We start from the raw sequence: 18,864 nt of genomic DNA, 5'->3' as shown, positions 1-18,864 counted from the left end.
CACACTCGCCACCACGGCCTCACCCCACCGGTCCGGGTCCGGGTCGGAAAGAAGCTCGTCCTTCAGTTCCGCCTGGGCGGCCAGGAGCCGCGGGACCCCGGCGCCCGCGATGGCCTCGCGTGTCGCGGGGCATCGAGAGGAGCATGCCGATGCTCATCGCGCCGGCAGACTCACCAAAGACAGTGACATTCCCGGGGTCCCCGCCGAAGGCTGCGATGTTGTCCCGCACCCACTCCAGCGCCGCCACTTGGTCGAGCAGGCCGAGGTTGGCGATACCATCGCCGAGATAGAGGAAGCCCTCCGCTCCGGGACGCCAGTTGATGACGACACAGATCACGCCGTCCCGGGCGAAGCGGCTCCCGTCGTAGGCCGCCGTCGAGCTGAGCTCGAACACTCCACCCTGGATCCACACCATGACCGGCAATCCAGCCGCGCCAGGCTCCGGCGTCCAGATGTTGAGGTTCAGGCAGTCCTCGGAAGGAGCTGCACGTTTCACCGCAGCGAACGCCGAGTTGACATCCTCCCAGTCCTCCGCGGCCCCCGTGTCCGGGCCGCCGGTGGCCGGAGGCGCCACCTGCGGAGGCTCCGGCCCGAAGTCCGTGGCATCACGAACCCCGGACCACCGCCTGGCCGGCTGCGGCGGGCGGAGCCGGTTCCCGCCAAAGGGCGGAGCCGGTTCCCGCCAAAGGGCGGAGCCGCATAGGGAACCCCGAGGAAGGCATGGACCCCGCCGGCAAAGCTGCCGCGCAGCTCACCCTGGGCCGTGTTCACGGAAACGTTCATCACACCATCGTGGGACACGCACAACTGGCCCGTTAGTGGCCTTGGACCCGGCTCCAGCAGGGGCAAGAAACAGAACAGCCCCGCTGCGAGTGCAGCGGGGCTGTTCCTGGCTTCACGGTGGCCGTCAGGCGGCCAGTCCGGTCAGCAGGTAATTCAGATCAGCAAGTATTACTTGAGGATCTTGGTGACGCGTCCCGAACCAACGGTGCGGCCGCCTTCGCGGATAGCGAAGCCGAGGCCCTCTTCCATGGCGATGGGCTGGATGAGCGCAACGGTCATCTCAGTGTTGTCGCCAGGCATAACCATTTCCGTGCCTTCCGGCAGGGTGATAACGCCGGTTACGTCCGTGGTGCGGAAGTAGAACTGCGGGCGGTAGTTGGAGTAGAACGGGTTGTGACGTCCGCCTTCGTCCTTGGAGAGGATGTAGACGTTGGCCTCGAAGTCGGTGTGCGGGGTGATCGAACCCGGCTTGACGACAACCTGGCCACGCTCGACATCGTCGCGCTTCAGACCGCGGAGCAGGAGGCCACAGTTCTCGCCGGCCCATGCTTCGTCGAGCTGCTTGTGGAACATCTCGATACCGGTAACCGTGGTCTTCTGGACCGGGCGGATGCCGACGATCTCGACCTCGGAGTTGATGGCGAGGGTTCCACGCTCGGCGCGGCCCGTAACAACGGTGCCACGGCCGGTGATCGTGAAGACATCTTCGATCGGCATCAGGAACGGCTTGTCACGGTCACGTACGGGGTCCGGAACGGACTCGTCGACAGCTTCCATGAGGTCCTCGACGGACTTGACCCAAACCGGGTCGCCTTCGAGTGCCTTCAGGCCGGAAACCCGAACAACCGGAGCGTTGTCGCCATCGAAGCCCTGAGCCGAAAGCAGCTCGCGAACTTCCATTTCGACGAGGTCGAGGAGCTCTTCGTCATCGACCATGTCCGACTTGTTCAGTGCGACCAGCAGGTAGGGAACGCCAACCTGGCGGGCCAGCAGAACGTGCTCGCGGGTCTGAGCCATCGGGCCGTCAGTGGCGGCAACCACGAGGATTGCACCGTCCATCTGTGCAGCACCGGTGATCATGTTCTTGATGTAGTCAGCGTGACCCGGGGCGTCTACGTGTGCGTAGTGGCGCTTCTCGGTCTGGTACTCGACGTGGGAGATGTTGATGGTAATGCCGCGCTGACGCTCTTCGGGAGCAGAGTCAATAGACGCGAAGTCGCGCTGCTCGTTGAGAGTCGGGTACTTGTCGTACAGCACCTTGGAAATCGCGGCCGTCAGCGTCGTCTTACCGTGGTCAACGTGACCAATGGTGCCGATGTTGACGTGCGGCTTAGTCCGCTCGAACTTTGCCTTTGCCACAGGTTCCTCCTAGAACGTTTTCAAATGACTTACCCTTCGACCGCGCTTGTCGCGGCGAAACTTCAGTAAGTCTACTTGGGGGGCTTTGGATTGATGAAATTGCAGATTCAGGAACTAATACTAGTCCCTCGAGTCTGTCGGTGCTGGTGGCCGGCCCGGCAGGCCGAAGCCAGCCACCTGCACCAGGTGAATCTCCGTTGACGAAGACGCACCCGAGTTTGTTGCTGCGAGAGCCCTAGGGACTACTCGCCGCGGTTCTTCTGGATGATCTCGTCGGCAAATGCCTTCGGGACCTCGGCGTAGCTGTGGAACGTCATGGAGTACACAGCGCGGCCCTGGGTCTTCGAGCGCAGGTCGCCGATGTAGCCGAACATGCCGGACAGCGGGACGTGCGCGCGGATGACCTTGACGCCCTGGGCATCTTCCATGGACTGCATCTGGCCACGGCGGGAGTTGAGGTCACCGATAACTTCACCCATGTATTCCTCAGGGGTGCGGACCTCGACATCCATCAGCGGTTCGAGCAGGACAGGGTTCGCCTTGCGTGCGGCTTCCTTGAAAGCCATACGGCCGGCGATCTTGAACGCCATTTCCGAGGAGTCAACATCGTGGTACGCGCCGTCAATCAGCGTGGCCTTGATGCCCACAACCGGGTAACCAGCCAGGACGCCGTCGTTCAGCGCACTCTGGATACCGGCGTCAACCGACGGGATGTATTCGCGCGGAATACGTCCGCCGGTGACCTTGTTCGAGAACTCGTACAGCTCGCCCTCGGACGTGTCCAGCGGCTCGATCGCGATCTGGATCTTTGCGAACTGGCCCGAACCACCGGTCTGCTTCTTGTGCGTGTAGTCGTGACGCTCCACAGCACGCTTGATGGTTTCGCGGTAGGCAACCTGGGGCTTGCCCACGTTTGCCTCGACCTTGAATTCGCGGCGCATGCGGTCCACCAGGATGTCCAGGTGGAGCTCGCCCATGCCGGCGATGATGGTCTGGCCGGTGTCCTCGTTGAGGGAGACCTGGAAGGTCGGGTCCTCAGCGGAGAGCTTCTGGATGGCCGTGGAGAGCTTCTCCTGGTCACCCTTCGTGTTCGGCTCGATCGCAACCGAGATCACGGGCTCCGGGAAGCTCATGGACTCGAGGACGATCTGGTTGGCCGGATCGCACAGGGTGTCGCCCGTGGTGGTGTCCTTCAGGCCGATCGCTGCGTAGATGTGGCCGGCGGTAGCGCCGTCAACGGGCATTTCCTTGTTGGCGTGCATCTGGAACAGCTTGCCGATGCGCTCCTTCTTGCCCTTGGTGGAGTTAACCACCTGGGAGCCTGCTTCCACGTGACCGGAGTACACGCGGATGAAGGTGAGCTGACCGAAGAACGGGTGCGTGGCAATCTTGAATGCCAGGGCCGAGAACGGCTCGTCGGCTGCAGGCTTGCGCGTCAGTTCCTTCTCTTCGTCGCGGGGATCGTGACCGATCATCGGCGGGACGTCGAGCGGGTTCGGCAGGTAGTCCACGACAGCGTCAAGCATCGGCTGGACGCCGCGGTTCTTGAACGCGGAGCCGCAGAAGACCGGGTACAGCTCGGAGTTGATCGTCATCTTGCGGATGCCGGCCTTGAGCTCATCGGTGGTGATTTCTTCACCTTCGAGGTACTTCTCCATGAGCTCTTCAGAGGACTCAGCAACGGTCTCAACGAGCGCTGCGCGGTACTCTTCGGCCTTTTCCTTGAGGTCAGCCGGGATCTCCTGGATCTCGTACTTGGCCCCCATGGTGACGTCACCCTTGGAGTCGCCGGGCCAGACCAGTGCGCGCATGTAAAGCAGGTCGACGACGCCGATGAAGTCGTTCTCGGCGCCGATCGGCAGCTGCATGACGAGCGGCTTGGCACCGAGGCGGCTGATGATGGTGTCGACGGTGAAGTAGAAGTCAGCGCCGAGCTTGTCCATCTTGTTGACGAAGCAGATTCGCGGGACGTTGTACTTGTCAGCCTGGCGCCAGACAGTCTCAGACTGCGGCTCCACACCTTCCTTGCCATCGAACACGGCAACTGCACCGTCGAGGACGCGCAAGGAGCGCTCAACCTCAACCGTGAAGTCCACGTGGCCGGGGGTGTCGATGATGTTGATCTGGTTGTTTTCCCAGAAGCAGGTCACGGCGGCAGACGTGATGGTGATGCCGCGTTCCTTTTCCTGTTCCATCCAGTCAGTCGTCGAAGCGCCGTCGTGCGTTTCGCCGATCTTGTGGTTCACACCTGTGTAGAACAGGATGCGCTCGGTAGTAGTGGTCTTGCCGGCATCGATGTGGGCCATAATGCCGATATTGCGGACCTTGCTAAGGTCGGTAAGCACGTCCTGTGCCACGGTGTCTCCCTTTCGGATGGACTGCACGTTCGCCGCCGGCCCTGTCGAGCCGGCGGCGTCCGGGAAGTATTACCAGCGGTAGTGTGCGAAGGCCTTGTTGGACTCGGCCATCTTGTGGGTGTCTTCGCGACGCTTCACAGCGGCACCGAGACCGTTGGAGGCATCCAGAATCTCGTTCTGGAGGCGCTCAGTCATGGTCTTTTCGCGGCGGACCTTGGAGTAGCCAACCAGCCAGCGCAGGGCGAGGGCGGTGGAGCGGCCCGGCTTGACCTCAACAGGAACCTGGTAGGTGGCGCCGCCGACGCGGCGGGAGCGGACCTCGAGGGAAGGCTTGACGTTCTCCATGGCCTTCTTAAGGGCTGCAACGGGGTCGCCGCCGGACTTGGCACGAGCACCTTCGAGTGCACCGTAAACGATGCGCTCTGCGGTGGACTTCTTGCCGTCAACGAGCACCTTGTTAATCAACTGGGTGACCAGCGGGGAGCCGTAAACGGGATCTAGAACTAGCGGCCGCTTGGGGGCCGGACCCTTGCGAGGCATATTACTTCTTCTCCATCTTTGCGCCGTAGCGGCTACGAGCCTGCTTACGGTTCTTGACACCCTGGGTATCGAGGGCACCACGGACGATCTTGTAACGGACACCCGGAAGGTCCTTAACGCGACCACCACGGACGAGCACAATGGAGTGCTCCTGCAGGTTGTGGCCTACACCGGGGATGTACGCGGTCACTTCAACGCCACCGTTGAGGCGGACACGTGCAACCTTACGCAGAGCCGAGTTCGGCTTCTTCGGGGTCGTCGTGTACACGCGGGTGCAAACACCGCGGCGCATCGGGCTGCCGTTAAGCGCGGGGGCCTTGGTCTTCTTGACCTTCGGCGTGCGGCCCTTGCGGACCAGCTGGTTAATCGTAGGCACTCTCGTGTTCTCCGTTTTATCCGGAGCGGCCGTTGGCAGCCGCTCTCTTGTCGCTGCGCCCCGCCGCTCGAGCTTTGAAGTTCTCTCCAGAGCAGCTGAGGCGAAGCCTTAATAGTCGGACCGCACGCCGGCATCCGCGGACTTTCATCCCGATTTGCCCCTAGGCATGCGAAAATGTGGCATACGTTGCACAAGAACCCTGCAAACCGGAAACGTCGTCCTGGTTCTAACTAGAACCGGCGCACTCATCCACTGCCACAATAACAATTAGTCTCAAGTCTAACACGCACAGGTCCCAGCCCTTAATCGGCGCCCTCACCCCCATCGGTTGCTCCGCTAACGCCGTTTTGAGGACCCAAAAGGGCGTTAACGGAGCAGTCGACGGGTTAAAGGAGGATGGTCCCCCACCTTGCGGCGCGGACCCCGTCCGTTACAGCCAACTCGTTAAACAGCAACGCGGGGTCACTTCGAGTCCAATCCATGGGGCGGATTGGGCCGTAGGTGACCCCGCGTTGTGTTAGCGGCTAGCGGAAATCGTTGCCCAGGTCGTAGTCATCCAGCGGGATGGCGTGGAACTCAGGAGCTCCGTCGCCGCCCAGGGAATCGTAGGAGAAGTCACTGAACGCGCTGGGGCCGGTAAACAGATTGGCCTTTGCTTCTTCAGTGGGCTCCACCGTGACCTCGGTGTAGCGCGGGAGACCCGTGCCGGCCGGGATGAGCTTACCGATGATGACGTTTTCCTTGAGGCCGAGCAGCGGATCGCTCTTGCCTTCCATGGCCGCCTGCGTCAGGACGCGGGTGGTCTCCTGGAAGGAAGCTGCGGACAGCCAGGACTCCGTCGCCAGGGACGCCTTGGTGATGCCCATGAGCTCGGGACGGCCGGAAGCCGGCGTCTTTCCCTCGGACACAACACGGCGGTTGGCATCTTCGAAGCGGCTGCGCTCGGCGAGCTCGCCGGGCAGCAGGTCCGATTCGCCGGACTCGATAACCGTGACGCGGCGCAGCATCTGGCGGACGATAACCTCGACGTGCTTGTCGTGGATACCGATGCCCTGGCTGCGGTACACACCCTGGACTTCGTCCACCAGGAACTTCTGCGCGGCACGGGGGCCCATGATGCGCAGAACCTGCTTGGGGTCGACCGGGCCGTTGATGAGCTTCTGGCCGACGCTGACGTGCTCGCCGTCTTCAATGAGAAGACGTGAACGGCGCAGGACCGGGTAAGCGATCTCTTCGGATCCGTCATCCGGGGTGATGACCAGGCGCATCTGGCGCTCGGACTCTTCGATGGTGATGCGGCCGGCTGCTTCAGCAATCGGCGCGACACCCTTCGGAGTACGGGCTTCGAACAGCTCCTGGATACGGGGCAGACCCTGGGTGATGTCGTCGCCACCACTGGAGGAGACAGCACCACCGGTGTGGAACGTACGCATGGTCAGCTGGGTACCCGGCTCACCGATGGACTGTGCGGCGATGATGCCGACTGCCTCACCGATGTCGACGGTCTTACCCGTGGCCAGCGAACGGCCGTAGCACAGGGCGCAGGTGCCGACGCTGGACTCACAGGTGAGTACGGAGCGGACCTTGACCTCGGTGATGCCGGCCGCGAACAGCTCGGCAATGACGACGTCGCCGCAGTCGGTGCCGCCTGCTGCCAGGACCTTGCCCTTGGAGTCAACGACATCCACGGCCAGGGTACGGGCGTACGCGCTGTTCTCGACGTTCTCGTCGAGGACCAGCTCGCCGTTGGCGTCAGCCACGGCGATGGCGGTGATGAGACCGCGCTCGGTGCCGCAGTCCTCTTCCCGGACGATGACATCCTGCGACACGTCCACCAGACGGCGGGTCAGGTAACCCGAGTTGGCGGTACGCAGCGCGGTGTCAGCCAGACCCTTACGGGCACCGTGCGTGGCGATGAAGTATTCCAGCACCGACAGGCCCTCGCGGTAGGAGGACTTGATCGGACGCGGGATGATCTCGCCCTTAGGGTTGGCCACCAGGCCACGGATACCCGCAATCTGGCGGACCTGCATCCAGTTACCACGGGCACCGGAGGACACCATGCGGTTGATGGTGTTCATCGGGGACAGGCTGTCACGCATCGCCTGGGCGATTTCGTTCGTAGCCTTGTTCCAGATCTCGATCAGTTCCTGGCGGCGCTCGTCGTCGTCGATCAGGCCCTTGTCGTACTGTCCCTGGATCTTGGCGGCCATGGTCTCGTAGCCGGCGAGGATCCGGGGCTTGTCCTTGGGCACCTCGATGTCGGAGATGGCGACGGTGACGCCGGACCGGGTGGCCCAGTAGAAACCGGCATCCTTCAGGTTGTCCAGCGTTGCCGCCGTGATCACCTTCGGGTAGCGCTCGGCGAGATCGTTGACGATCGTGGACAGTTCGCCCTTGTCCGCAACGTTCTCAACCCACGGGTAGTCCGCGGGCAGGGTCTCGTTGAAGAGGACCTGGCCCAGGGAGGTCTGGACGAGCACGGTCTGACCCGGCTCGTAGCCTTCCGGAGCTTCCCAGCCGGCGTAAGGGACGAAGCCCTCCAGCCGGATCTTGACCTGGGAGTTCAGGTGCAGCTCGTGCAGGTCGTACGCCATGATGGCTTCCGACACCGAGGAGAAGATCCGGCCTTCGCCAGCTGAACCGACACGCTTGGTGGTCAGGTGGTAGAGGCCGATGATCATATCCTGCGACGGCAGGGTCACCGGGCGGCCGTCAGACGGCTTCAGGATGTTGTTCGAGGACAGCATCAGGATCCGGGCTTCCGCCTGGGCTTCGGGGCTCAGCGGCAGGTGGACTGCCATCTGGTCGCCGTCGAAGTCGGCGTTGAAGGCGCCACAAACCAGCGGGTGAAGCTGAATTGCCTTGCCTTCAACAAGCTGCGGTTCGAACGCCTGGATGCCGAGACGGTGCAGGGTGGGTGCACGGTTCAGCAGCACGGGGTGCTCGGTGATGATCTCTTCGAGGACATCCCAGACCTGCGGGCGGTAACGCTCAACCATCCGCTTGGCCGACTTGATGTTCTGCGCGTGGTTGAGGTCAACCAGGCGCTTCATCACGAACGGCTTGAAGAGCTCCAGGGCCATCTGCTTCGGCAGACCACACTGGTGCAGCTTCAGCTGCGGGCCGACGACGATGACCGAACGGCCGGAGTAGTCGACGCGCTTGCCGAGGAGGTTCTGGCGGAAACGGCCCTGCTTGCCCTTGAGCATGTCGGACAGGGACTTCAGCGGACGGTTGCCCGGTCCGGTGACCGGACGGCCGCGGCGGCCGTTGTCGAAGAGGCTGTCAACAGCTTCCTGAAGCATGCGCTTCTCGTTGTTGACGATGATCTCCGGGGCACCGAGATCAAGCAGGCGCTTGAGGCGGTTGTTGCGGTTGATCACGCGGCGGTAGAGGTCGTTGAGGTCGGAGGTCGCAAAGCGGCCACCGTCCAGCTGGACCATCGGGCGCAGTTCCGGCGGGATCACCGGGACGGCGTCCAGGACCATGCCGAGCGGGCTGTTGTTGGTCGTCAGGAATGCATTGACCACCTTGAGCCGCTTCAGGGCGCGGGTCTTGCGCTGGCCCTTGCCGTTGGCGATGATGTCGCGGAGCATGTCCGACTCGGCCTGCATGTCGAAGTTCTCAAGACGCTTCTTGATGGCCTCGGCACCCATGGAGCCTTCGAAATACATGCCGTAGCGGTCACGCAGTTCGCGGTACAGGCCCTCGTCACCTTCGAGGTCGGCGACCTTGAGGTTCTTGAAGCGGTCCCAGACCTGCTCGAGCCGCTCGATCTCAGCATCCGCGCGCTTGCGGACGTTGGCCATCTGGCGGTCAGCGGAGTCGCGGGCCTTCTTCTTGTCGGCAGCCTTGGCGCCTTCGCCTTCGAGACGGGCGAGCTCGTTCTCGAGGTCGCGGGCGATCGTGGCGATGTCGGAGTCGCGGTTGTCGATCAGCTGCTTCTTCTCGATGTCGTGCTCAACCTGCAGGTTGGGCAGTTCCTCGTGGCGGCTGTCGGCGTCGACGCTCGTGATCATGTAGGCGGCGAAGTAGATGACCTTTTCGAGGTCCTTCGGCGCCAGGTCAAGGAGGTAGCCCAGTCGGGACGGTACACCCTTGAAGTACCAGATGTGCGTGACGGGGGCGGCCAGCTCGATGTGGCCCATGCGCTCACGGCGCACCTTTGCGCGGGTGACCTCAACGCCACACCGCTCGCAGATGATGCCCTTGAAGCGCACGCGCTTGTACTTACCGCAGTAGCACTCCCAGTCGCGGGACGGGCCGAAGATCTTCTCGCAGAAGAGGCCGTCCTTCTCAGGCTTGAGCGTGCGGTAGTTGATGGTTTCCGGCTTCTTAACCTCGCCGTAAGACCAGCCACGGATGTCTTCCGCGGTGGCGAGGCCGATCTGCATGAGGCCGAAGGAGGATTCGCTGGACATATGGTCCCTGTTCTCTCTTGTTCTCTAAATTCTGAAGTCTTGGGTTACGGGAAGAGGGAGGTGGTTACCGGGAAAAGTCAGGCGGCGGGGCCGCTTGGCTTTTCCCGGTAAACCCCCTGCTAAACCTCTTCTACGGAACTGGGCTCTGCACGAGACAGATCGATGCCCAGTTCTTCCGCAGCCGTGAAGACTGCGTCATCAGAGTCACGCATTTCAATTGTGGTTCCGTCCGTGGAAAGAACTTCCACGTTCAGGCACAGCGACTGCATTTCCTTGATCAAGACCTTGAAGGACTCAGGAACGCCCGGCTCCGGGATGTTCTCGCCCTTGACGATGGCTTCGTAGACCTTCACACGACCGTGGATATCATCCGACTTGATCGTGAGGAGCTCCTGGAGCGTGTAGGCGGCGCCGTAAGCTTCGAGCGCCCACACTTCCATTTCACCGAAGCGCTGGCCACCGAACTGTGCCTTACCACCCAGCGGCTGCTGCGTGATCATGGAGTACGGGCCGGTGGAGCGCGCGTGGATCTTGTCGTCCACCAGGTGGTGGAGCTTCAGGATGTACATGTAGCCGACCGAGATCGGATCCGGGAACGGCTCGCCGGAGCGGCCGTCGAACAGGCGGGTCTTGCCCGAGGAGTTGATCAGGCGGACACCGTCGCGGGTGACGTTGGTGGAATCGAGGAGACCGGTGATTTCCTCTTCGCGCGCACCGTCGAAGACCGGCGTTGCAACAGTGGTCGAGCCACTCTCGCGCGGCAGGTTCGGCAGCTGCTTGAGCCACTCAGGTTCGCCCTCGATCTTCCAGCCGGTCTTGGCAACCCAGCCGAGGTGCGTTTCGAGCACCTGGCCGACGTTCATACGGCCCGGAACACCCAGCGGGTTCAGGACGATATCAACGGGGGTACCGTCGGCAAGGAAGGGCATGTCCTCGATCGGGAGGATCTTGGAGATAACGCCCTTGTTGCCGTGACGGCCGGCGAGCTTGTCGCCGTCGGTGATCTTGCGCTTGGCTGCGACGTAGACGCGGACCAGCTGGTTGACGCCCGGGGGCAGCTCGTCGTCGTTGTCGCGGTCGAAAACGCGGACACCGATAACGGTGCCGGACTCGCCGTGCGGAACCTTCAGGGAGGTGTCGCGCACTTCGCGGGACTTCTCACCGAAGATGGCGCGCAGCAGGCGCTCTTCCGGGGTCAGCTCGGTCTCGCCCTTGGGCGTGACCTTTCCAACCAGGATGTCGCCGGCTTCGACCTCGGCACCGATGTGGATGATGCCACGCTCGTCCAGGCCGGCCAGGACTTCCTCGGACACGTTCGGGATGTCACGGGTGATTTCCTCGGCACCAAGCTTGGTGTCGCGGGCATCGATCTCGTGCTCCTCGATGTGGATGGAGGAAAGAACGTCCTCAGCCACGATCCGCTGGGACAGGATGATGGCATCCTCGAAGTTGTGGCCTTCCCATGACATGAATGCCACGAGCAGGTTCTTACCGAGGGCCAGTTCGCCCTGGTCCGTTGCCGGGCCGTCGGCGATGATGCCGCCGACTTCCAGGCGCTGGCCTTCGTTCACCAGAACGCGGTTGTTGTAGCAGTTGCCCTGGTTGGAGCGGGCGAACTTGTTGATGCGGTAGTTGGTTTCCGTACCGTCGTCGTTGAGCACGATCACGAGCTCAGCGGAGACCTCGGTAACCACACCTGCCTTCTTCGCGATGGTGACGTCACCGGCGTCCACTGCAGCGGCGCGTTCCATGCCGGTACCGACAAACGGTGCCTCGGAACGGACCAGCGGCACGGCCTGGCGCTGCATGTTGGCACCCATGAGTGCGCGGTTGGCATCGTCATGCTCAAGGAACGGAATCAGGGCGGTAGCCACGGACACCATCTGGCGCGGGGAAACGTCCATGAACTCGACCTCGGCGGCGGGAACCAGCACGGGCTCGCCTCCACCACCACGGGCACGGACGAGGACCGTTTCTTCGGCGAACTTCTTGTTCGGATCGAGCGGAGCGTTGGCCTGTGCGATCAGAACCTCTGCCTCGTCATCGGCCGTGAGGTACTCGACCTCGTCGGAGACAACACCCTCGGACACGAGGCGGTACGGCGTCTCGATGAACCCGAACGGGTTGATGCGTCCGTAGGAAGCCAGTGAACCGATCAGGCCAATGTTCGGGCCTTCAGGGGTTTCGATGGGGCACATACGTCCGTAGTGGGACGGGTGAACGTCCCGGACTTCCATGCCTGCACGGTCACGGGACAGACCACCGGGGCCAAGGGCCGACAGGCGGCGCTTGTGGGTCAGACCCGACAGCGGGTTGTTCTGGTCCATGAACTGGGACAGCTGGGACGTTCCGAAGAACTCCTTGATCGCTGCCACGACGGGGCGGATGTTGATCAGGGTCTGAGGCGTGATGGCCTCGACGTCCTGGGTCGTCATACGCTCGCGGACAACGCGCTCCATGCGGGACAGGCCGGTGCGGACCTGGTTCTCGATGAGCTCGCCGACGGCGCGGATGCGGCGGTTGCCGAAGTGGTCGATGTCATCGATCTCAACGCGCAGCTCGTGGTCCTGGCCGTCGCGCTTGCCCGTGAGGGTCTTCTCACCGGCGTGCAGGGCAACGAGGAACTTGATCATGGCGACGATGTCTTCAACGTGCAGGACAGACGCTTCCTTGTCGCCAAGGGAGCGGTCGATGCCGAGCTTGCGGTTGATCTTGTAGCGGCCAACCTTGGCCAGATCGTAGCGCTTGGAGTTGAAGTACAGGTTGTCCAGCAGGGACTGGGCAGCCTCGACCGTGGGCGGCTCGCCCGGTCGCAGCTTCCGGTAGATGTCCAGCAAGGCATCTTCGCGGGTTTCGGTGGCGTCCTTCTCCAGCGTTGCGCGCATGGAGTCGTACTGGCCGAACTCTTCGAGGATCTGGCCTTCGGTCCAGCCGAGGGCCTTCAGCAGCACCGTGACGGACTGCTTGCGCTTGCGGTCGAGGCGAACGCCGACCTGGTCGCGCTTGTCGATTTCGAGTTCGAACCAGGCGCCGCGGGACGGGATGATCTTCGCGGTGAAGATGTCCTTGTCGCTGGTCTTGTCGGCGGTGCGCTCAAAGTAGGCGCCCGGGGAGCGGACCAGCTGCGAGACAACAACACGCTCGGTGCCGTTGACGACGAAGGTGCCCTTCTCGGTCATCAGCGGGAAGTCACCCATGAACACGGTCTGCTGCTTGATTTCGCCCGTGTTGTTGTTCATGAATTCGGCCTTGACGTACAGCGGCGCCGAGTACGTTGCGTCCCGGTCCTTGCACTCAGCCATGGTGTACTTCGGATCAGCGAACTCCGGCTCCGAGAAGCTCAGGGACATGGTGCCCTGGAAATCCTCGATCGGGGAGATCTCTTCAAAGATGTCGGACAGACCCGAGGAGGTGGCGACGCTGAGGTCGCCTTCTTCGACGGCCTTGGCTACGCGTGCCTGCCAGCGTTCGTTTCCGACCAGCCAGTCAAAGCTGTCCGTTTGCAGGGCAAGCAGATTCGGAACGTCAAGAGGTTCGTGAATCTTTGCGAATGAGAGCCGGCGGGTTGCACCGTCGGTACTGTCGGCATTGATAGCGGTTGCAGCGTTGTTTACATTAGAGGTGCTCGAGGCGACCAAGAGGGATCCTTCCACAGACCTTCAGGCGTTTTCAGATCTCCCCCGTTATGCACCCTGCGGAGTGACTCCGCAGTGCTACCAGTCCGGTTCCGCTATATGACCCGGGACCCGCGCTGGCCATGGGTGGTGCACGTTGTAGACGGCACATTGATGGCGCAGCTGCCAGGCTAAGCCCACCGCTATATGAAGGCTGAAGGTAAACAGGGAAGACGCAAATATCTACGATACGGCAAAGCAACCTACTTGTCTACCCCACTTCGCGCGGGATTGCAAGCACGGGGCCGCGGCGCCGGTCCGCTCCCCCGGCGGGCGAATGGCCCCGTGACTGGGGTCACGATAGCCTTGCTGTACATCGTTCAAGATCGGAAGAGAAAACCATGAGCAACTCTGCAGACAACAATGATGTTGTCATCCTCGCTGCCGCCCGCACGCCCCAGGGACGCCTCAACGGGCAACTCGCGAGCTTCACAGCCGTGGAACTCGGCGCGCACGCCATCCGTGCGGCCCTGGCCGCCAGCGGCGTGAAGGCCGAGCAGGTGGACTCGGTGATCATGGGCCAGGTGCTGCAGGCCGGAGCCGGCCAGAACCCCGCGCGCCAGAGCGCCATCGGCGCCGGCATCGGCTGGAACGTCCCCACGGTGACCATCAACAAGGTCTGCCTCTCCGGGCTGACCGCCGTGATCGATGCGGCCCGGATGATCCGCAGCGGCGACGCCACCGTCGTCGTCGCCGGCGGTCAGGAATCCATGACCCGGGCCCCGCACATCCTCCCGGGTTCCCGGCAGGGCTGGACCTACGGTTCCATCCAGGCCCTCGACGTCGCGGCCCATGACGGCCTGACCGACGCCTTCGACGGGCAGTCCATGGGCTTGTCCACCGAGACCAAGAACCTCACGCTGGGGATTGACCGCGCCTCCCAGGACGAGGTGGCGGCAGCGTCGCACCAACGCGCCGCCCGGGCCGCCAAGGACGGCGTGTTCGACGGCGAAATCGCCCCGATCAGCGTCAAGCAGCGCAAGGGCGACCCGGTCATCCTGGCCGCGGATGAGGGCATCCGGCCGGACACGACTGTCGGCTCGCTGGCGGGCCTGCGGGCGGCATTCGTCACGGACGGCACCATCACGGCGGGCAACTCCTCTCCCCTGTCCGACGGCGCCTCCGCACTCGTGCTGTCCTCGCGGAAGTTCGCCGAGGACAACGGCCTTGAGTACCTTGCCGTCGTCGGCAAGCCCGGCCAGGTGGCCGGCCCGGACAACTCGTTGCACTCCCAGCCCTCCAACGCGATCAACAGCGCGCTGCACAAGGCCGGCTGGTCCGCCGCTGACCTGGACTTCATCGAGATCAACGAGGCCTTCGGTTCCGTCGCCGTGCAGTCACTCAAGGACCTCGGCTACCCGTTGGAGAAGTGCAACATCCACGGCGGCGCGATCGCCCTGGGCCACCCGATCGGCGCCTCCGGTGCGCGGCTTGCGCTGCATGCGGCGCACGAGCTGAAGCGGCGCGGTACCGGCAAGGCTGCTGTCTCCCTCTGCGGCGGCGGCGGCCAGGGCGAAGCGCTCCTGCTGTTCCGCGACTGAGCGCCGTGACAGAGCCCGCAGTGCCCGTTCCCGGCGCGGCGGCCACCGGTGGTGGCGCCGCCGGCCGGGAACGGTTCCTGGCGGACGCCGCCGCCCGCGGCCTCGATGTGCACCTCGTGGAGCGCCTTGCCGCGAAAAGCCTCGAGGAGGCGGCCCGGATCCTCGGAATCGAGCCCGGGGATATCGTGAAGTCCCTCGTGGTCAAGCACAAGGACGGCAGTTTCCTCTTCGCGCTCATCCCGGGCGACCGGCAGATTTCCTGGCCCAAGCTCCATGCGCTGATCGGGGTGAACAAGCTGTCGCTTCCGACTGCGGACGTCGCCCTGGATGCCACCGGATACGAGCGCGGCACCATCACACCGCTCGGCAGTACCGTGGCCTGGCCGGTCTACGCGGACCGGAGCATCACCGGACGCCGGGTTTCCCTGGGGGCGGGCGAGCATGGCTACAGCGCCTTCGTGGACGCCGACGCCCTGACCGCCGCCCTCGATGCCGTGGTCGCGGACATCTCCGAACCGAACTAGCCCAGCCGGGTTAACTTCAACGAACTGCGTTGCCGTTAGGCCGTGACGGTCAGAGCCTCTCCGTTGACGGTGAGCCGCCAGTTGTCCTGGCTGAACACGGCCACGTCCAGGGTGCCGTGATCCATGACGTAGTCGATGATCCGCTGCCGGATTTCCTGCTGGCTGTTGGAGAGCACCGGTGCCGTCTTCACGGCGGGGAAGTTGCCGCCGCCGCTCTGCCGGTAGTTGTTGATGGCCAGGGCGAATTCCTGGTCCATCCGGAGGGCCTCGGTGCCGTAGCTGAGGCCGGTGATGCGCTGCCCCACCGGCCTGGCGAGGTCGATCTCGTAGTTCAAGGCTGCGTCAAGGCCGTACACGACGTCGTAGTTGTAGTCCGGCGTCCCGCCCGGGGCCATGGCTGTGGCAGCGTTGGTAACGTCGGCGGCGCGTGCTGTGGTGCTGAGGACCGGCTTGAAGTACTGCGCGGACCATTCCAGGTAATCCTTGATCTGGGCTCCAGTGACCTTGATGGCGAGCAGCGTGTTGTCGAAGATGTAGAGACCGGCGACGTCCCTGATGGTCAGCGGCCCGGCTTTGACGTCCACCGAGCGGGAGAAGGCCGCAGCGATGGAGAGCACCGGCAGGCCGGCCGCCGGGCCGTTGGCCAGTTCGGCCTTGATAGTGCTGGCCTGGACGTAATTGATGGCGTCGATGGCCGCCGACTCCTCCCAGCAGGCGGTGGCCGTGTTGAGCGGGGCCGTGGACGTGCCAATCACCTCGTTGACGTACTTCACGGTGGCCTCGTGCCCGGCCCGGACGGCCCGCACGACGGCGGGATCGGCGTCGACCGTCTTGGCGTCCAGCAGGTGCGAGTGTGCGGCGGTCACCGTCCATTGGCCCTTGTCCTTGGCCAGCTCCAAATCCATGACGGAGACCCGCATGCCCCACTTGAGCGGTTCGGTCAGGAGGACCGGCTTGCCGGTGGCCTTGTTGGTGACGAAGCGTTCCGGGATCTCCAGGTGGGCGTGGCCGACCAGGATGGCATCGATGCCGGGCACCTCTTCGGCCAACTGCGTGGAGGCGTTCTCCGGGAACGGCAGGGCATCGCCGTAGGAGGATCCCGGGGTCGCGCCCGAGTGGCTCGTGACAATGACAATGTCGGCGCCGGCGGCCTTCAGCTGCGGGATGACGACTTTGGCTTCCTCGACGATGCCGTTGAAGTCCAACTTGCCCTGGACGTTGTCGCGGTCCCACAGGGCGCAGCCGGGGGTGACAAACCCGACCAGGCCCACGGTGACCCAGCCGTTGTCCGTCTTGACCCGCTTGAGGACGTAGGGGCTGAAGGCGCGGCGTCCGGTGACGGCGTCGTGGACGTTGGCGCCCAGCAGGGGGAAATCGAGCTGGCTTTCCCAGGTGCGCAGCAGCGGGATGCCGTAGTTGAACTCGTGGTTGCCGAGGCCGACGGCGTCGTAGCCCACCGCGTTCATGGCCAGCGCCATGGGGTGCTTGACCGTCGCGGACACGGGGTTGATCTTGGCGAAGTAGTAGGCAAGCGGTGTCCCCTGAATGGTGTCGCCGGCGTCGATGGTGAGCGTGTTCGCCGCTCCCCGTTCGGCCCGCATCGCCTTGATCAGGGTGGCCGCCTGGGCGATGCCGATCTTGTTTCCTGCCGTGTCGGCGTAGGGCGTGTTCTTGAAGTAATCCCAGTTGAAGACGTTGTTGTGCAGGTCGGTGGTGCCAAGCACCGTCAGGGTGAACGGCTTCCGGCCGGAGCCCGGGGCACCGGTCCCGGCCTGGGCGGTCGGGGCTCCGGCAAGGGTCGCGGCGGCGGCGCCGCCCCCGACAAGGGCCGCGGTGAGCATGGCGCGGCGGGAGAGCGGAGTGTTGGGGTCGGTCATTGTGTGAGCTCCTCAAAGTTGGCGGCCTGTTGGCACAAAGCCAAAGTCTAGGGGCGCACGTGCCGGGGAGAACAGAGAGTCAGCAATCTTTTTCGGGAATTCACGTGCCGTTGGCTTCCGGCCGGAACGCAGGAAACCCCGCCCACCGGAGTGGACGGGGTTTCCCGGAGCGGAACGGGAACACGTGGTTCCCGGACAGTTCCTGAAGCGGCGAGTTACTTGAGGGTAACGCGAGCGCCGGCTTCTTCGAGCTGTGCAACAGCCTTCTCGGCAGCTTCCTTGGTGACGCCTTCGAGGATGGCCTTCGGGGCGCTGTCAACAACGTCCTTGGCTTCCTTGAGACCCAGGGAAGTGATGGCGCGAACTTCCTTGATGACTGCAATCTTCTTGTCGCCCGGGTGCTCCAGGATGACGTCGAATGCGGTCTGCTCTTCTTCTTCAGCGGCGCCGCCGGCAGCGGGGCCAGCAACTGCAACAGCAGCAGCCGTAACTTCGAAGGTCTCTTCGAAGAGCTTTACGAACTCAGAGAGCTCGATGATGGTCAGTTCCTTGAAAGCTTCAATGAGCTCTTCGTTGGTGAGCTTCGCCATGGTGTGGCGTCCTTCCTATAGTGGTGCTCGGCGGCCGAAGCCGTGCCTTTGCACCGGAGTCTGGTTTAGAGAGTTAGTTCTCTTCGGGGGCTGCGGCGTCGGCCGGAGCTTCAGCGGCGGCATCGGCCGGGGCTTCGGCAGTTGCGTCGGCCGGGGCTTCGTCAGCGGCGGGCGCTTCGGCTTCAGCCGGTGCACCGTTCTCTTCTTCAAGCTTGAGGCGCAGCGCGTCGATGATGCGTACAGCGGCGGCAGCAGGAGCCTTGAGGATGCCTGCAACCTTGGCGAGCTGCAGCTCGCGGGACTCGAGTGCTGCCAGGGCAGCAACTTCGCTGGCGTTCAGTGCCTTGCCCTCGAAGTAACCGGTCTTGATAACCAGCTGCTTGTTGGTCTTGGCAAAATCCGTCAGGCTCTTGGCAGCGGCAACTGCGTCACCCTTGATGAACGCGATTGCAGTGGGGCCGGCGAGCTGGCCGTCGAATGCTTCGACACCAGCTTCCTTGGCTGCAATGGCGGTCAGGGTGTTCTTGACGACCGAGAACTTGGTGTCCTGGCCGAGAGAGACACGCAGCTGCTTGAGCTGTGCAACGGTGAGCCCGCGGTATTCGGTCAGGACAGCGGCGTTCGATTCCTTGAAATCGTTAGTGATCTCAGCTACTGCTGAAACCTTGCTAGGCGTTGCCATAACCCTCCTTCCGGGGATAGTGCCGGTGTTTCCCGGACCCCGCTCAAAAGAGCTAGAAACTAAAAAACGCCCCGCGCAGATGCACGGGGCTTGTCTCGACGCAGTCCATGACTGCGGAGCTTTGCTTCGTTCACCTG

At 63.4% G+C, this 18,864-nt stretch carries 11 protein-coding genes and 1 pseudogene; 2 read left to right on the top strand and 10 right to left on the bottom strand.

The genetic code is table 11. From position 1 onward, the window contains the following. Positions 1–19: 19 nt before the first annotated feature. The 7 genes and pseudogenes from ACZY0Y_RS00590 to rpoB form a co-directional block, all read right to left on the bottom strand. Positions 20–613, bottom strand: a pseudogene (locus tag ACZY0Y_RS00590) (carboxylesterase family protein); the annotation flags it as partial. A 338-nt stretch (positions 614–951) separates the two neighbouring features. Next, positions 952–2,142 (bottom strand): elongation factor Tu, encoded by a 1,191-nt coding sequence (gene tuf / locus ACZY0Y_RS00585; protein ID WP_024366002.1) that lies wholly within the window; start codon positions 2,140–2,142, stop codon positions 952–954. 242 nt (positions 2,143–2,384) lie between these two features. Continuing rightward, positions 2,385–4,499: an elongation factor G gene (gene fusA, locus ACZY0Y_RS00580; RefSeq protein ID WP_463956430.1), complete on the bottom strand. Its 2,115-nt coding sequence runs from the start codon at positions 4,497–4,499 to the stop codon at positions 2,385–2,387. 69 nt (positions 4,500–4,568) lie between these two features. Then, positions 4,569–5,039, bottom strand: coding sequence for a 30S ribosomal protein S7 (gene rpsG, locus ACZY0Y_RS00575; protein ID WP_463879750.1), 471 nt, complete (start codon positions 5,037–5,039; stop codon positions 4,569–4,571). Position 5,040: 1 nt separating this feature from the next. Beyond that, entirely contained in the window at positions 5,041–5,415 is a 375-nt protein-coding gene (rpsL, locus tag ACZY0Y_RS00570; RefSeq protein ID WP_011692814.1) for a 30S ribosomal protein S12, read from the bottom strand. A 524-nt stretch (positions 5,416–5,939) separates the two neighbouring features. Continuing rightward, positions 5,940–9,839 (bottom strand): DNA-directed RNA polymerase subunit beta', encoded by a 3,900-nt coding sequence (locus tag ACZY0Y_RS00565; protein ID WP_160664292.1) that lies wholly within the window; start codon positions 9,837–9,839, stop codon positions 5,940–5,942. A 119-nt stretch (positions 9,840–9,958) separates the two neighbouring features. Next, positions 9,959–13,477: a DNA-directed RNA polymerase subunit beta gene (gene rpoB / locus ACZY0Y_RS00560; protein WP_463879747.1), complete on the bottom strand. Its 3,519-nt coding sequence runs from the start codon at positions 13,475–13,477 to the stop codon at positions 9,959–9,961. Between the two features lie 377 nt (positions 13,478–13,854). Here rpoB and ACZY0Y_RS00555 point away from each other — a divergent pair, with 377 nt between their 5' ends. Together ACZY0Y_RS00555 and ACZY0Y_RS00550 are read left to right on the top strand one after the other, a co-directional pair. After that, positions 13,855–15,054 (top strand): acetyl-CoA C-acetyltransferase, encoded by a 1,200-nt coding sequence (locus ACZY0Y_RS00555; protein WP_463879746.1) that lies wholly within the window; start codon positions 13,855–13,857, stop codon positions 15,052–15,054. 5 nt (positions 15,055–15,059) lie between these two features. After that, positions 15,060–15,578, top strand: coding sequence for an aminoacyl-tRNA deacylase (locus ACZY0Y_RS00550; RefSeq protein ID WP_463956429.1), 519 nt, complete (start codon positions 15,060–15,062; stop codon positions 15,576–15,578). 35 nt (positions 15,579–15,613) lie between these two features. Here ACZY0Y_RS00550 and ACZY0Y_RS00545 read toward each other — a convergent pair whose 3' ends face one another. From ACZY0Y_RS00545 to rplJ, 3 genes are all read right to left on the bottom strand, one after another. After that, a complete protein-coding gene (locus ACZY0Y_RS00545; protein ID WP_463956428.1) occupies positions 15,614–17,455 on the bottom strand; it encodes a bifunctional metallophosphatase/5'-nucleotidase in 1,842 nt (613 codons plus the stop codon). 215 nt (positions 17,456–17,670) lie between these two features. After that, positions 17,671–18,045: a 50S ribosomal protein L7/L12 gene (gene rplL, locus ACZY0Y_RS00540; RefSeq protein ID WP_024365995.1), complete on the bottom strand. Its 375-nt coding sequence runs from the start codon at positions 18,043–18,045 to the stop codon at positions 17,671–17,673. A 73-nt stretch (positions 18,046–18,118) separates the two neighbouring features. Beyond that, a complete protein-coding gene (gene rplJ / locus ACZY0Y_RS00535) occupies positions 18,119–18,727 on the bottom strand; it encodes a 50S ribosomal protein L10 (RefSeq protein ID WP_463879740.1) in 609 nt (202 codons plus the stop codon). Positions 18,728–18,864 lie beyond the last annotated feature (137 nt).

The sequence above is a fragment of the Pseudarthrobacter kochi genome, from assembly GCF_055412805.1.
This window is presented reverse-complemented; position numbering and strand designations above follow the sequence as displayed.